The organism is Comamonas sp. MYb69, assembly GCF_037479315.1.
In the GTDB taxonomy this organism is placed as follows: domain Bacteria; phylum Pseudomonadota; class Gammaproteobacteria; order Burkholderiales; family Burkholderiaceae_C; genus Comamonas.
This window is the reverse complement of the sequence record NZ_JBBGZG010000002.1, coordinates 285495-300512: the sequence shown is the minus strand read 5'-3', so window position 1 is coordinate 300512 and position 15018 is coordinate 285495. Positions and strand designations below refer to the sequence as shown.

Below are 15018 nucleotides of genomic sequence, written 5' to 3'. Positions count from 1 at the left end.
CCGGGGCGCGCGCCCACGCCAACCCCCACGCACGCGCCCCCCCACCCCCAACACCCGAAAAAAAAATAAAAAAAGTTCATCCCCCCCCCCCCAAAAACAAAACCCCCGGCCCAACGCGGGGCGTTTTTTCTTGGTCAATCAGCAAGCCGATCAGAGGAAAGAGTAAAAGCAGCGAAAAGGCACCTTGCGCTCGGCCCAGTACTCGGCCGCATCGCGAAACACATCGAGCAGCTGCTCGCGCGCTTCGCGGTCAAACTTCATCGCAGTCGGGATCTGGTCCAGCACCACGACAAAACCGGGCTGCGGGCCACTCTTGTGCAAAGGGTCGGTCAGGCAGTCGAACAGCGCATCGAAGTTCTTGCCGTAGTGCGACGGAAAATAAAACTGCATGCCAATCAACTCGAGCACATCGGCCTTGGACAGGGCGTGCGCCAGATTGGCGTACAAAAAGTGCTGCCCCAGGTTCTGGGCTGCGTCGCGCAGGTCCTCCAACCGGTAGGCCCGAATGGCCTGCACGATGTTGGGACGCACGAAACGCAGCGATGTATCTTGTACCTGACGAAGTGGAGTGTCCATCTCCGTTGCTCTTTCCATTAGCATTTTTTAAAAACCACACCCCATCCCTGGGGCTCATTGGGCATTGTTGACTTAGCACATCACTCTGCGCAAGACATCTCTTGCGGAAAAGCGACATAGGAGGAATCTGACTGGCTAATTCACAATACGCCGAAAGCTGCTGTAGTGATCCTGGGTGTAGTAGCAAGTATCGGGCATTGTGGCGACCTGACCGCCACAAATAATGCGACGCGCCCCGCGATCGCGGGAACCGGGTGTCTTGACGGTGTATTCCCGGTAGTAACCACGCGGGTGCCTGGGCAGTATGCGCTCACGGTTACCAAATACCGAGCCGTCCTTGTCATAGGGAAAAGGGCCGCCTTCGTAGATCAATGCATAGGTTTTGCGGCCTTGCGGCGGCAATTCGGCCACCGCCACGACCGGCCCATCGAATGCGGAAGGCCCGCTGCCACGGGCCTGGACCCCTGGCGGCAGCGCAGCCATGACCACAGCGAGCACGCCAGCCTTCACAGACGAGCGGGCCAGAAAACCCCATGCTTTGAGCATCAACAACACCTTTCAGAACCGCGGACTTCACCGCAAGTTCAGCCAGTCAGTGTGACGGATTGCCCCCCAAAATGCAAGAAGCCTGCCCAAAATTTGAGCAGGCTTCTCAGTATTTTACAGCGGCAGGTGTGGCAGATTCAAGCCAACTGCACTGAAAACATCTTTATCAGCGCGCAAAATTCGCGTCTGCAACTGCAACGGCCGTCATGTTGACAATGCGGCGCACCGTGGCGCTGGGGGTCAAAATATGCACCGGCTGGGCGGCACCCAGCAGGATCGGGCCAATGGCGATATTGCCGCCTGCCGCTGTTTTGAGCAGGTTGTAGCTGATATTGGCCGCATCGATGTTGGGCAGCACCAGCAGATTGGCGTTACCGACCAGGGGGCTCTCGGGCATGATGCTGGCGCGCTGCTTCTGGTCCAGGGCCACATCGCCGTGCATCTCGCCGTCCACTTCGAGCCAGGGCGCCTGGATACGCAGCAGCTCCAGGGTCTGGCGCATCTTGACGGCGCTGGGCTGGTTGCTGGAGCCAAAGTTCGAGTGCGACAGCAGCGCGGCCTTGGGCTTGATACCAAAGCGCATCATCTCCTCGGCCGCCATGATCGTGATCTCGGCGAGCTGCTCGGCCGTCGGGTCGTAGTTCACATGGGTGTCGACCAGGAAGACCTGGCGCTCGGGCAGCAGCAGGCCGTTCATGCAGGCATAGGTGGCGGTGCCGGCGCGCTTGCCAATCACCTGGTCGATGTAGTGCAGGTGGATGGCGGTGTTGTTCCAGGTGCCGCAGATCAGGCCATCGACCTCGCCCTTGTGCAGCAGCATGCAGCCGATCAGGGTCAGGCGGCGGCGCATTTCGATCTTGGCGATCGGCACGGTCACGCCCTTGCGCTCGGCCATGCGGTGGTAGGACTGCCAGAAATCGCGGTAACGGTCGTCATGCTCGACGTTGACCACATCGTAGTCCGTGCCTTCCTTGAGGCGCAGGCCGAACTTCTCGATGCGCTGGGCAATGATGGCCGGGCGGCCGATCAAGGTGGGGCGCGCCACGCGCTCGTCGACCACGATCTGGGCCGCACGCAGGATGCGCTCTTCCTCGCCTTCGGCGTAGGCAATGCGCTTTTTCGCCGCGCGCTTGGCCGCCATGAAGATGGGCTTCATCGCGGTGCCGGAGGCATAGACAAAGGTCTGCAGGTGCTCGCGGTAGGCATCCATGTCCTGGATCGGACGCTCGGCCACGCCGCATTCCGCTGCCGCCTGCGCCACAGCCGGCGCAATCTTCATCATCAGGCGCGGGTCAAACGGCTTGGGGATCAGGTACTCGGGGCCGAAGGACAGGTCCTGGCCGGCATAGGCATTGGCGACCTCTTCGGTCTGCTCAGCCTGGGCCAGGTCGGCAATCGCGTGCACCGTGGCGATTTCCATCTCGGTGGTGATGGTTGTGGCGCCGCAGTCGAGCGCGCCCCGGAAGATGTAGGGGAAGCACAGCACATTGTTGACCTGGTTCGGGTAGTCCGAACGGCCGGTCGCCATGATGATGTCGTCGCGCACCGCCTTGGCGTCTTCGGGCGAGATCTCGGGGTTGGGGTTGGCCAGCGCGAAGATGATGGGGCGCGCTGCCATGCGCTGCACCATGTCGGGCTTGAGCACACCGCCCGCCGACAGGCCCAGGAACACATCGGCGCCGTCAATTACCTGCGACAACGTGCGCTTGTCGGTTTCTTGCGCGAAAAGCTCCTTATCTTCGTCCATCAGCTCGGTACGGCCCTTGTAGACCACGCCGACGATGTCGGTCACCATCACGTTTTCGCGCTTGAGGCCAATCTCCAGCAGCAGGTTCAGGCAGGCCAGCGCTGCAGCGCCCGCGCCCGATGCCACGAGCTTCACTTCTTCAATCTTCTTGCCTGCGACCTTGAGCGCATTGACCATGGCCGCTGCCACGGTGATCGCGGTGCCGTGCTGGTCGTCGTGGAAGACCGGGATCTTCATGCGCTTGCGCAGTTCACGCTCCACATAGAAGCACTCGGGCGCCTTGATGTCTTCCAGATTCACGGCGCCAAAGGTGGGCTCCAGCGCAGCGATCACTTCCACCAGCTTCTGGGGGTCTTTTTCGTTGATTTCGATGTCAAAAACATCGACACCTGCAAACTTCTTGAACAGAACGCCCTTGCCTTCCATCACCGGCTTGGAGGCCAGCGCGCCAATATCGCCCAGGCCCAGCACCGCCGTGCCGTTGGAGATCACCGCCACCAGGTTGCCACGGCTGGTGTACTTGAAGGCAGCTGCCGGGTCCTTGACGATCTCTTCGCAAGGCGCGGCCACGCCGGGCGAATAGGCCAGCGCCAGGTCATGCTGGTTGGCCATGGGCTTGGTCGCGGCAATCGCCACCTTGCCGGGGCGGGGAAACTGGTGGTACTCCAGTGCGGACTGGCGCAGCAGCGCACGCTTGTCCACCGCAGTGGGGGTTGAATTCTTCTCAGTCATGGCGGTCTCCGGCATCACGCAGCATTCACTACGAAAAACAGCTGGAACATGCTGCCATCTGCATGCATGTCTCAACAGTATGTCCAAGGGCCCAGAACGATGTGCCCACGGCCAAATGCTGTGGATCGTATACAAGGCACTCACCATTCTAGGCGCAGGCTAAAAATCAAGTATTCCAGTCGCCGACTAGAACTATGAAAAAGATGTATAGCTTTTTCCAGTTTGGGCATACATTGCGTAAAGCCCGCCCCTCTTGGCCGAAGCCAAGGTCTACAATGACAAACGTTTGCGCTTTATAGGCTCTGCAAGGCCTCATTTGTCATGGATTTAATGCTGCTGGTCGTTCTCATCCTGGGCGTTAGCTATGTGCTGCGCGCCAAGGCCCAAAAGCAGCGCATCGCCTTGCTGGCCCAATATTTGCGTAATTACGACATCGAAAAGCTGATGGAGCGCCTGGTCAGCAGCTATATGCGGGCGCTGGACGAGAAAGACAGCAACCGCCAGCAGCAAATCTGGGAGCTGCAGGCATCGGTGGAAAACAGCCTGGCCAGCCAGTTCAGCAGCTTTGCCGACACGCTGGCCAAGGCGCCCGAGCCGGCCAATGGCGCCACGTTCAAGATCAGCACCCAGGCGTTTTACTTCCCCTTCTCGCAGCTGATCGACAAGCTCCAGGGCGGCAGCAAGTCCTTTGACCTGCGCACCGCCATCCGCCTGCATGCCGATGGCATTGCCCGCGTCGTGGCCAACACCGCCGGCCGCAGCCCCAAGGACCGCGCCTTCACCTTGCTGGCCGAGATGTATCTGATGCAGCACACCTGCCACTGGTACTGCAAATCCAAGGCCGTGGCCTCGGCGCGCATGCAGCTGCGCAACCAGACCACCTACGAGCAAGTCATCCAGAGCGTGTCGCCCGAGACGCGCCACGCCTACCTGGCGCTGCTGGGCGCGCGCTGATTGCCGTGATTGGCTGACACCTGGGCGCCCGGCCTGCGGCGACAATGGCGGGGTTACCAGTACCACTACAGGGAAAAGCCCATGCCAGCCATTCCAACCCGACTTGCCGCCCTGGCAGCCGTCGTTGCCACTGCCAGCCTGCTGAGCGCCTGTGACGAACGCCCCGGGCCGATGAAACCCATCTCCGGCACGGTAGCGGCATCGCGCCAGCCCTTGCCCGACAAGCCGCTGTTCAACGCGCCCATCATCGACAGCCACTCGGTCCTGCCCCATGCCAAGGCCGACAAACACGATCCCCTGCCCCCTGCCGTGCCGCTGGCCTCTGCCGATGACCCCAAGGCCTCCAACGGCGGCACCACGGCCGAAGGCGGCAGCGTGAACCCCTCGGCCGGCATGGGCGCCGTCATCACCGACAGCAAGGGCGCGCAGCACGAAGCCGATGGCAAGCCTTGAGTATTGCGCAACGGTCGCCGCATCGCCAATCAGGCACCGTCCTTGCTAGCTAGCTGGCCATGACGACCCCCAACACCCACCCCGCTGCACTGGTTCTGGAGGCGCGGCCTCTGACTGCGCACAACTTCTCGGCCTTTGGCAGCGTGATTGGCCTGGCCGACCCCAGCCTGCCCAGCCAGTCTATCAACCAGGGCAATGCGCTGCGCTATGACCTGCTGCCCGATCTGCAGCTGACGGCGCAAGGCGGCTGGCCGATGCTGGCGCTCTTTCGCGCGCAGGCGCGGCAGTTTCCGCTGGACGTTACCGAGGTCGAATGCCATGCACTGGGCAGCCAGAGCTTTGTGCCACTGGGCACCCAGCGCTTTGTTGTGGTCGTGGCCGCTGCCGGCCCGGCCCCCCAAGCGGAGGATCTGCAGGCCTTTGTGACCGATGGCCGCCAGGGCATCGTGCTGGCGCCCGGCACCTGGCACCATGCCTTGCTGGCCGTCGAGGGCGGTGATTTCGCCGTCATCGAGCGGCGCGCCGATGCGCTGGATTGCCGCTGCGAAGCGATCAGCGCACCGCTGCAGGTTAGCCTGCCCGCTGATCTCGCTTAGTCACTTACACCGCAGCTGCCAGCTGCAGCGCAATCGCGATCAGGCTGCGGTCCGTGCCTGCCGGGCCCAGCAGCGAGATCCCCAAGGGCGCACCCTCACGGCTGGCCAGCGGCAGCGAGATCTGCGGAAAGCCCGCCAAGCCCGCCAGGCACAGCATCTGCACTGCCTGGTTGCGGTAGGCCTCCAGCGATGCCTCATCGGCCGTTCGAAGCGGCGCAATATCGGGCATGGTCGGCATCACCAGCACGCCATCGCTGCCCAGCAGATCGGCCAGATGCTGGCGGAAGCGCGCACGGAACTGCTCGGCCTCCTGCACCTGGGCATCGGTCACCTTGCTCGACCAGTCAAAGCGCTCCTTCACGCCCGGGCCCAGCACCGGCGCATAGCGGCTGATAAAGGCGCCATCGGTCATCCAGGCTTCGCGCCCCTGGATATAGCGAAAACTCCAGTACATCGCGTCAAAGGAATCGAGCACCGCTTTGCAATCCTGCGCGCTGCCCAGCAGCTGCGTGATCTGCTGCAGCGCACCATCCCAGGCCGGGCGCACGGCGCTGTCCACCAGGCCCCAGACATCGCTGGGCATCAGCAGGCGCGGGCGGTCCGGCAGCGGCGTCGTGTCGGGCGCCATCAGCACATCGGCCACGCGGGCAAAGGTATGGGCATCGCGGGCAAACCAGCCGCAGGTGTCAAAACTGTGGCACAGCGCCAGGGCTGACTCCAGGCTCACCCTGCCATGCGTGGGCCGTATGCCATACAGGCCGCAGTGGCTCGCCGGCGCACGCACCGAGCCGCCCGTGTCCGTGCCCAGCGCAAAGTCGCACAGCCGGCTCGATACCGCCGAGGCCGAGCCCGACGACGAACCACCGGTGATGCGCTCGGGCGCATTGCCATTGATCGGCGCGCCAAAGTGGGCGTTGTTGCCATTCATCGAGAAGGCCAGCTCATCGGTCACCGTCTTGCCCGCCAGCGCCGCGCCGGCATCTAGCAGCTTTTGCACCGTGGGCGCCGTCTGCGTCTTGATGCCGGACAGGGCCAGCAGCAGCGGGTTGCCGCCCCCCGTGGGATAGCCGGCAATGTCGAACAAGTCCTTCACCCCAAAGTACAGGCCGCTGAGCGGGCCGGTGGCCGCATGGCGCACAGGCACATCGGGGTAGGGAACAAAGGCGTGGGCAGGGTCGTGCAAGGGCATGGTGGGTCAGTCCTGGGCAAAAAAGATAGAAACGCAGGGGCCTAGGCAGCGGCCAGCACGTTGGGCGCAAAGGCTGCCGCCGTTGTAGTGTGCACGCAGCGCGCCATATGGCCAGGCGCCAGCGTGACCGGCTCCGGCACCGCTTGCAGGCAGGCGGCCGTGGCCAGCTTGCAGCGCGGCGCAAAGGCGCAGCCCGGTGGGATGGCGGTCAGATCGGGCGGCGCACCGGCAATGGTTTGCAGCGGCTGGCCGCGCTCCATCGCGCCGTGCGAGCGGCTTTGCAGCAAGGCCATGGTGTAGGGGTGGCGCGGGCTGCGGATCAGCTGCTCGGCCGTGCCCTCTTCCACAATGCGGCCCGCATACATCACCGCAATGCGGTCGGCCACTTCCACCGCCGCGCCAATGTCGTGGGTCACAAACACAATGCCCAGGCCCAGCTCACGCTGCAGCTCGCGCAGCAGCAGCAGGATCTGAATCTGCACGGTGGCATCCAGGGCCGTGGTGGGCTCGTCGGCGAGCAGCACCTGCGGGTTGCAGGCCAGGGCCAGCGCAATCATGGCCCGCTGGCGCATGCCGCCCGACATCTCATGCGGGTAGGCCTTGAGGCGCTGCTCGGGGCTGGGAATGCGCACCCGCTCAAACAGCGCCAGCGCGCGCTGCTGCGCCTCGCTGTGGCTCACGCGCTCGTGGCGGCGTATCGCTTCGACAATCTGCGCGCCCACCGGGTAGACCGGGTCCAGCGCCAGCAAGGGGTCCTGAAAAATCATCGCGCAGGTCTTGCCGCGAAAGTCGTTGAGCGCGCCGCCGCGCAGCGCCAGCACATCCTGGCCTGCGACCCGGATCTGGCCCTTCATCGTGGTCTTGCGCTCAGGGTGCAGGCGCAGCATGCTGCGCAGGGTCACGCTCTTGCCCGATCCCGATTCGCCAATCAGCGCCACCGCTTCGCCCTTGGCGACCGACAAGCTCACGCCGCTGACGGCCTGGACCACTTTCTTGCCGCTGGCAAACTGCACATTCAGGTCCTGGATCTGGACCAGGGGAGGAGAGGCTGTGTTCATCGTGGTGCTCCGGGTTCAGGCGGCCAGCGCAGCAGCGGCGGCCAGGGGGTGGCCACTGCCGGGCTCATGCACCAGGCAGCGCGCGGCATGGTGCAGCTGCACCGGGGTAACGGCCGGTGCGGCCTGGGCGCAGACCGGCGCCGCCTGCGGGCAGCGCGGGTGAAAGCGGCAGCCCGTGGGCGGGTTGATGGGGTTGGGCGGGTCACCGGCCAGCGGGGCCACCAGGGTGCGATGGCTCGGGTCCATCGACGGCACCGACGACAGCAAGGCCTTGGTGTAGGGGTGGGCTGGCGCGGCAAATAGCGCATCCGAGGGGCCAATCTCGGCCACCTGGCCCAGGTACATCACCATCACCCGGTCGCTGATGTAGTGCACCACGCCCAGGTCATGGCTGATGAAGACATAGGTCAGGCCAAACTCGCGCTTCAGGTCGGCCAGCAGGTTCAGCACCTGGGCCTCGACCGATTTGTCGAGCGCGGAGACCGCCTCGTCCAGGATCACCATGCGCGGCTGCAAGGCCAGCGCGCGCGCAATGTTGATGCGCTGGCGCTGGCCGCCCGAGAGCTCATGCGGGTAGCGCTCGGCAAAGCGGGCCGGCGCCAGGCCCACCCGGTCCATCAGGTGGTGGGCGCGGGCGACTGATTCCTTGCGCGAGACGCCATGCACCTGCGGGCCAAAGGCGATCGAGTCCTCGATGGTCAGGCGCGGGTTGAGCGAGGCATAGCTGTCCTGGAACACCATCTGCACCTGGCGGCGAAACTCCTTGAGGCTCAGGTCGCGCGATCCCACCGTGCGGCCGTCAAACACCAGCTCGCCGGCGGTTGGGTCCATCAGGTGCATCAACAGGCGCGCCGTGGTCGACTTGCCGCAACCGGACTCGCCCACCACGCCCAGGGTCTCGCCCTTGAGCACCTCGAAATCGACGCCATCGACAGCGCGCACCAGCTTGCCTTGCTTGAGCGGGAAATGCTTGGTCAAACCGCGCACCGTCAGCAGCGGCTGGGCCGGGCCACCCACATCGGCGGCCAGGGTGGCAGCCGGGTTCAGAGAAGAAGGCTGGAGCATCGCTTACCCCTTGTTGTCCATGGCCGTGCGCAGGCCATCGGAGAGCAGATTGAAGGAGATGGAGGTGATGAAGATCATCAGCCCCGGCAAGGCCGCCACCCAGGGCTGGGTGTAGATCGCCGTGCGCAAGGTGTTGAGCATCAGGCCCCATTCGGGCTCGGGCGGCTTCACACCCAGGCCCAGAAACGACAGGCCCGAGGCCAGGATCATCGACACCGCAATCAGGCTGGTGGCGTAGACAAAGATGGGGCCCAGCACATTGCCCAGCACATGCACCCGCACGATGGTGAAGGCGCTGGCCCCGGTGGCACGCGCGGCCTCCACATAGTCGCGGTTGCGGGCCTGGGCCGTCACGCTCTCGGCCACGCGGGCGATCTGCGGGATGAAGACAATCGTCAGCGACACCAGCGAGTTGAAGATGCCCGCGCCCAGCGCACCCGACAGCGCAATGGCCAGCAGCACCGAGGGGAAGGCATAGAACACATCGATGGTGCGCATGATCACCGTGTTGGTGCGGCCCCCGGCGTAGCCGGCCACAATGCCGATGCCCGTGCCGATCACAAAGGCCAGCAGCACCGGGGTGATGCCCATGAACAGCGACAGGCGTGCGCCCATCATCAGGCGCGAGAGCATGTCGCGGCCCAGCTCATCGCTGCCCAGCGGCAGGCCCGCGGTGCCAATGGGCTTGAGCCGCTTGAGCATGGAGGCCAGGTAGGGGTCGGACGGCGTGATCCAGGGCGCCAGCGCCGCCACCACAATCAGCAGCACAATGACGGCGGCCGCGCCCATGGCCACCGGGTCGCGCAGCAGGCGCTGCAGCACCGAGGACCAATAGCCGCGTGAGCGCTGGGCCGGCAGCGGCTGCACCTGGGCCGCTGCTGCATCGGGAAGGGAAAGACTGGTCATGGGGACGGAACCTCCAGAAATCTGCGCTCAGCGGGCGATGCGGGGATCGAGCAGGGTCTGCACCACGTCGATGATGAGGTTGAGCAGCACAAAGAAAACGGCCAGCACCAGGATGGAGCCCTGCAGCAGCGGCAGATCGCGCTGGAAGATGGCCTGGTTGAGCAAAAAGCCGGTGCCCGGCCAGGAGAACACGGTCTCGATCAGGATGGAGCCGCCCAGCAGGTAGCCCAGCTGCAGGCCCATCACCGCCAGCGCCGTGGGCGCTGCATTTTTGAGCACATGGCGGAAGATGCCCAGATGGCCCAGGCCCTTGGCCTTGAGGCCGAGGATGAACTCCTGGTCCAGCAGTTCAGCCACCAGCGCCCGCACCGTGCGGGCAATGATGCCCATGGGGATCACCGACATCGTGATGGCCGGCAGGATCATGAACTGCACATGCGCCCAGTCCCAGGCCCAGTCGCCCGAGCCACCTGGCCCCGCGCCGGTGGCAGGCAGCCACATCAGCTGCGACGAGAAGACGATCACCATCACCATGCCCAGCCAGTAGTGCGGCACGCTGACGCCCAGCATCGACAGCATCGAGCAGCTGCGGTCCACCCAGGAGTTGCGGAAATACCCCGCCACAAAACCAAACAGGCTGCCCAGCACAAAGCCGATCAAGGTCGCCACCACGGCCAGGCGCAAGGTGTTGACCACGGCCGCCATCACCTCGGTGGTCACGGGCCGGCTGGTGGCAATCGACTGGCCCAGATCGCCCTGCAGCGCGCGCCAGACCCAGCGCAGAAACTGCTCGGGCAGCGGCCGGTTAAAGCCGTAGAGCTCGCGCATCTGGGCCTGCAGCTCGGCCGATGCATCGGCGGGCAAGACCGACACCAGAGGGTCGCCGGGCGCGATATGCACCAGGGCAAAGCACAGCAGGGCCACGCCCAGCATGATGGGCAGGGTGTAGACAATGCGTCTGAACAGGTAGGCAAGCATGGCGGATCAGAGGTTCGTGGGGGAGAAGCGGACCATGCGGGGTCGCACTGGCGGTTTGGGCCATCGGCCTGCGCCCGGCATGCAGCGGTGTCTCAGCACCGGTCTGCATGCCCGGGGACGCCCGGCTTACTTCATCGTCATCGTCGCGATATCGATGAACCAGCTTTGCGGCTGCACCACATTGCCGACCTTGGCCGACATGGCGCGTGGGCCCACATCGTGGGCCACAAAGAGGAAGGGCGACTCATCGACCACCAAGGTGTGGAGCTCGGCCAGGGCCTTGTCGCGCTCCTTGGCATCAAAGGTGGTGCGGGCCTTGTCCACCACCGCGTCCACCTGCTTGTTGCTGTAGAAGCCCCAGTTGTTGGACAGCGGCGGGAAGGACTTGGTGCTGACAAAGCGCACCATCGCAAAGAAGGGGTCCATCGTTGCTGCCGTCACATTGGTGGCGCTGGCCTTGTTGGCACCCGGGTCCTTGGCGCCCAGGCGCCAGCCGGAGAACAGCGTGTTCCACTCCACCACATCAAACTCGACATCAAAGAAGCATTCCTTGAGGTTCTGCTGGATGAACTCGTTCATCGGCAACGGTTGCATCTGGCCCGAGCCCGAGGCGGAGGTCTGGATCTTCACCTTGATCGGCTTGCTGGCGCTAAAGCCCGCCTGCGTCATCAGCGCCTGCGCGGCCTTCACGTCGTACTTGATCTGGAAGCTGGGGCTGCCGCGCCAGGGGTGACCGGGCTCAAAGATGCCGGTGGCCGGCTCCATCTGGCCATTCAAGAGCTGCTTCATGCTGGCGCGGTCCACGCAGAGGTTGGCGGCATGGCGCACGCGCTTGTCCAGCCAGGGCGAGCCTTCAACAAAGGAAAACTGCCAAGGCCAGATGTGCGGCTGCAGGTTGGAATACACCTTGAAGCCGCGTGCCTTGATCGCATCGAGCGCATCGGGCGCCGGTGCCTCGATCCAGTCCACCTGGCCGCTCATCAGCGCGGCAGTGCGCGAGTTGGCCTCGGGCAGCGGCAGCAGCACCACCTTGTCGATGGTCGGCGTGCGCTTGGGGTCCCAGTAGCTGCTGTTCTTGACCATCTCAAAGCGCTCGCGCGGCACCAGGCGTGCGCCCTTAAAGGGGCCGGTGCCCGAGGGATCGGCGGCAAACGCTGTCCAGGCGGCCTTGCTGCGCTCGGCCTTGCCGCTGACGGAGGCAGGCACTGCCGCCAGCTTCTTGGCCCAGTGCGCGGGCGAGGCCATGAACAGATTGCTCAAGTTGATCGGCAGGAAGGAATCGGGCTCGGTGGTGGTCAGCTCGACGGTCAGGTCATCGATCTTCTTGGCGGATTTGAGCGTAGGCATGCGCGAGGCGGTCACGCCCACCTGGGCCGGGTCAAACTGCTCGGCCTCCTTGTCCAGCACCTTGTTCACGTTCCAGACCACGGCATCGGCCGTGAAGGCGCTGCCATCGTGGAACTTGACACCGGGGCGCAGCTTGAACAGCCACTTGGTCTTGTCCTTGGCATCCACCTCCCAGGACAGCGCCAGGCCCGGCACCAGCTCGCTGGGCTTGTCGGCCTTGCTCAGGTCCCACTGGGTCAGCGCGTCATACATCGGGATGCCGGTAAAACGGTTGCCCTCAAAACCCTGGTCGGGCTGGCCCGAGGTGCGCGGGATATCGCCCGCAGTCATTGCAATGCGCAGCACCTTTTCCTGGGCCATGGCAGCACCAGCGCCCAGCGCCAGGGTGACAGCCAGAGCCAGGCTTTTGAGCGCGGGACGGGAGACGGAGAAACCGGAAGACGCTTGCATCACAGGACCTTTCCAAGGAGTGGGGGATGACAAGTCCAAAGCAAGCTGCGTGCCACATCACGCATATCGATAATCGATACAAGTGTTTGATTCATCGATATTTTTGGCATGCTTTATGCGAACGCCCTGCGCATTGATCGCCTCACTTTCAGGAGTACCCGCATGACCCCAATAGACAGCCTGCGCATTGATGAAAACCGCCTCTGGCAATCGCTGATGGATCTCGCCCAGATAGGGGCCACGCCCAAAGGCGGTGTCTGCCGCATTGCCTTGACCGACGAGGACAAGGCCGGCCGCGACCAGGTCGTGCAATGGTTCCGCGACGCAGGCCTGCAGGTGCGCGTGGACGAAGTGGGCAATGTGTTTGGCCGCCGCCCCGGCACCGATCCGCAGGCACGCGCCGTAGCCACCGGCAGCCATATCGACACCCAGCCCACCGGCGGCAAGTTCGATGGCAACTACGGCGTGCTCGCCGGCCTGGAGGTGGTGCGCACGCTCAACAGCCATGGCATCCAGACCCGCGCGCCGCTGGAAGTGGCCTTCTGGATGAACGAGGAAGGCACGCGCTTCACGCCGGTGATGATGGGCTCTGGTGCATTTGCGGGAATTTTTGGTGCAGACCACATCCGCTCGCAACAAGATGGTGCAGGCCTTACCGTCGGCGCTGAGCTGGCCCGCATCGGCTACCTGGGCGATGTGGCCTGCGGTGATGTGCCCGGTGGCGCCTTTGCCGCTTATTTTGAAGCGCATATCGAGCAAGGCCCGGTGCTGGAAGCCTATGACAAGCCGATTGGCATCGTCAGCGGCGCGCTGGGCCAGCAGTGGTATGACGTGACCGTCACCGGCATGGACGCCCATGCCGGCCCCACGCCGATGAACCTGCGCCATGACGCGATGCTAGCCTCTGCCCGCATGGTCGATGCCGTCAACCGCATTGCACTGGACCAGGCGCCGCACGGGCGCGGCACCGTCGGCCATCTGCAGGTGCTGCCCAACTCCCGCAATGTGATCCCGGGCCAGGTGAAGTTCAGCGTCGACTTTCGCAACCTTTCGCAGACCGGCCTGGATGCGATGGACGCCGCCATGCGCGCAGAGTTTGCGCGGCTGGCCGCCCAGTGCCAATGCCAGGTGGAGATCACGCAGGTGGTGCGCTTTGCGCCCTGCATCTTCCACCCCGACTGCGTGGCCAGCGTGCGTGGCGCGGCCGACACCTTGGGCTACGACCACATGGAGGTCGTCAGCGGCGCCGGGCATGACGCCGTCTATGTGCACAGCGTCGCGCCCACCGCGATGATCTTTGTGCCCTGCAAGGATGGCATCAGCCACAACGAGATTGAGGACGCCAAATCCGAGCACCTGGCCGCTGGCTGCAATGTGCTGCTGCATGCGATGCTGGCGCATGCCGGTGTAGCCTGATACGGCGCTGAAAGGCCATCAAAGCGGTAGAAGAACGTGGAGCGCTCGGGCTCCGCGTTTTTTTAGTCAGCCGGCAATAGCTGCGACACCGCCCGCGCGCATTCAATCACCAGCGGCGCCAGCGCCTGCTGGGCATCGGCCATGTTCCAGCGGCTGGTAGGGGGCGCCAGGTGGATGGCGCCCACGACCACGCCGCGCGCATTGAACACCGGCGCAGCAATGCCCATGTCACCCAAAAACAGCTCTTCGCAGTTGGTGGCATAGCCCGTTTGCTGGCACAGCGCCAGGCGCTCCATGACGGCATCCACCGTCGTCAGGGTGGCGCGGGTGCGCGCGGGCATCGGCGCCTGCTGCAGCAGCGCGCGCGCCTCTGGCGCAGGCAGCTGGCTCAGGTAGGCGCGCCCGCAGCTGCTGGCGTACAGCGGCACCTGGGTGCCCACCGGTGTCAGCACGGGGATGTGCTGCGTCGTCAGCACCTGGGCCAGGTAGACCATGTGCGTGCCCGCAGGCTCGGACAGGGTAGCCGTCTCACCGCTTTGCCGCGCCAGCTGCGCCAGATAGGTGTGGGCGGCGCTGATCATCGGGTGCGCCTCCAGGTAGTTGAAGCCCAGCTCCACCACCCGCGGCAGCAGCACAAAGCGCCGCGTGCTCGGGTGCTTGCCGATATAGCCCACCGCCTGCAAGGTGTGCACCGAGCGCTGCGCCGAAGCCTTGGTCATGCCGGCAGCCTGCGCAATCTCGGCCAGGGTCATGCTGCGGTGCGCGGCGTTGAAGGCACACAGCACCTGCAGGCCCTTGGCCAGCGAGAGGTTGAACAGGCTGTCGGATGGGAGATCGGACGTGGGCACCGGCGTGGGATTCGGTGCGGGCACAGCCGCAGACAAAGCCGCCACCGGTGGGTATGCCGGTGGCGTGCTGGGGGAGGTGCTGCGGGCTGCGGCTTCGGCTGAAGCGGCGGTGTCCGGCGATCGGCGGTGGGCGGTGCTGGTGCGCATGGTGCAAAGG

14 protein-coding genes are annotated in these 15018 nt (G+C 64.6%); 4 read left to right on the top strand and 10 right to left on the bottom strand.

The window, feature by feature from the left end:
- Positions 1 to 150: 150 nt before the first annotated feature.
- From WH303_RS03500 to WH303_RS03490, 3 genes are all read right to left on the bottom strand, one after another.
- Entirely contained in the window at positions 151 to 576 is a 426-nt protein-coding gene (locus tag WH303_RS03500; protein ID WP_027010748.1) for a barstar family protein, read from the bottom strand.
- A 135-nt stretch (positions 577 to 711) separates the two neighbouring features.
- On the bottom strand, positions 712 to 1122 hold the full coding sequence (locus tag WH303_RS03495; RefSeq protein ID WP_084635744.1) for a ribonuclease domain-containing protein: 411 nt from the start codon (positions 1120 to 1122) through the stop codon (positions 712 to 714).
- Between the two features lie 166 nt (positions 1123 to 1288).
- A complete protein-coding gene (locus WH303_RS03490) occupies positions 1289 to 3601 on the bottom strand; it encodes an NADP-dependent malic enzyme (RefSeq protein ID WP_339517019.1) in 2313 nt (770 codons plus the stop codon).
- A 321-nt stretch (positions 3602 to 3922) separates the two neighbouring features.
- Here WH303_RS03490 and WH303_RS03485 point away from each other — a divergent pair, with 321 nt between their 5' ends.
- From WH303_RS03485 to WH303_RS03475, 3 genes are all read left to right on the top strand, one after another.
- Positions 3923 to 4555 carry a hypothetical protein gene (locus tag WH303_RS03485; RefSeq protein WP_021026225.1) on the top strand — a complete coding sequence of 211 codons (633 nt, stop codon included), beginning with the start codon at positions 3923 to 3925 and terminating at the stop codon, positions 4553 to 4555.
- Positions 4556 to 4636: 81 nt separating this feature from the next.
- The gene (locus tag WH303_RS03480; protein ID WP_021026226.1) at positions 4637 to 5008 is read left to right on the top strand and encodes a hypothetical protein; all 372 of its coding nucleotides are present in this window, start codon (positions 4637 to 4639) and stop codon (positions 5006 to 5008) included.
- Positions 5009 to 5067: 59 nt separating this feature from the next.
- The gene (locus tag WH303_RS03475) at positions 5068 to 5604 is read left to right on the top strand and encodes an ureidoglycolate lyase (RefSeq protein WP_339517018.1); all 537 of its coding nucleotides are present in this window, start codon (positions 5068 to 5070) and stop codon (positions 5602 to 5604) included.
- Between the two features lie 4 nt (positions 5605 to 5608).
- Here the strand turns inward: WH303_RS03475 and WH303_RS03470 are convergent, their stop codons facing one another.
- The 6 genes from WH303_RS03470 to WH303_RS03445 form a co-directional block, all read right to left on the bottom strand.
- On the bottom strand, positions 5609 to 6793 hold the full coding sequence (locus WH303_RS03470) for an amidase (protein WP_339517017.1): 1185 nt from the start codon (positions 6791 to 6793) through the stop codon (positions 5609 to 5611).
- 41 nt (positions 6794 to 6834) lie between these two features.
- A complete protein-coding gene (locus WH303_RS03465) occupies positions 6835 to 7851 on the bottom strand; it encodes an ABC transporter ATP-binding protein (protein ID WP_339517016.1) in 1017 nt (338 codons plus the stop codon).
- A 15-nt stretch (positions 7852 to 7866) separates the two neighbouring features.
- Positions 7867 to 8916 (bottom strand): ABC transporter ATP-binding protein, encoded by a 1050-nt coding sequence (locus WH303_RS03460; protein WP_339517015.1) that lies wholly within the window; start codon positions 8914 to 8916, stop codon positions 7867 to 7869.
- Between the two features lie 3 nt (positions 8917 to 8919).
- The gene (locus WH303_RS03455) at positions 8920 to 9822 is read right to left on the bottom strand and encodes an ABC transporter permease (RefSeq protein WP_116925396.1); all 903 of its coding nucleotides are present in this window, start codon (positions 9820 to 9822) and stop codon (positions 8920 to 8922) included.
- Positions 9823 to 9849: 27 nt separating this feature from the next.
- Positions 9850 to 10800 (bottom strand): ABC transporter permease, encoded by a 951-nt coding sequence (locus tag WH303_RS03450; RefSeq protein ID WP_021024900.1) that lies wholly within the window; start codon positions 10798 to 10800, stop codon positions 9850 to 9852.
- Positions 10801 to 10926: 126 nt separating this feature from the next.
- Complete coding sequence (locus WH303_RS03445) at positions 10927 to 12597, bottom strand: ABC transporter substrate-binding protein (protein WP_339517014.1); 1671 nt, start codon at positions 12595 to 12597, stop codon at positions 10927 to 10929.
- Positions 12598 to 12759: 162 nt separating this feature from the next.
- Here WH303_RS03445 and WH303_RS03440 point away from each other — a divergent pair, with 162 nt between their 5' ends.
- Complete coding sequence (locus WH303_RS03440; RefSeq protein ID WP_339517013.1) at positions 12760 to 14013, top strand: Zn-dependent hydrolase; 1254 nt, start codon at positions 12760 to 12762, stop codon at positions 14011 to 14013.
- A 62-nt stretch (positions 14014 to 14075) separates the two neighbouring features.
- Here WH303_RS03440 and WH303_RS03435 read toward each other — a convergent pair whose 3' ends face one another.
- Complete coding sequence (locus tag WH303_RS03435) at positions 14076 to 15008, bottom strand: IclR family transcriptional regulator (protein ID WP_339517012.1); 933 nt, start codon at positions 15006 to 15008, stop codon at positions 14076 to 14078.
- Between the last annotated feature and the right edge of the window lie 10 nt (positions 15009 to 15018).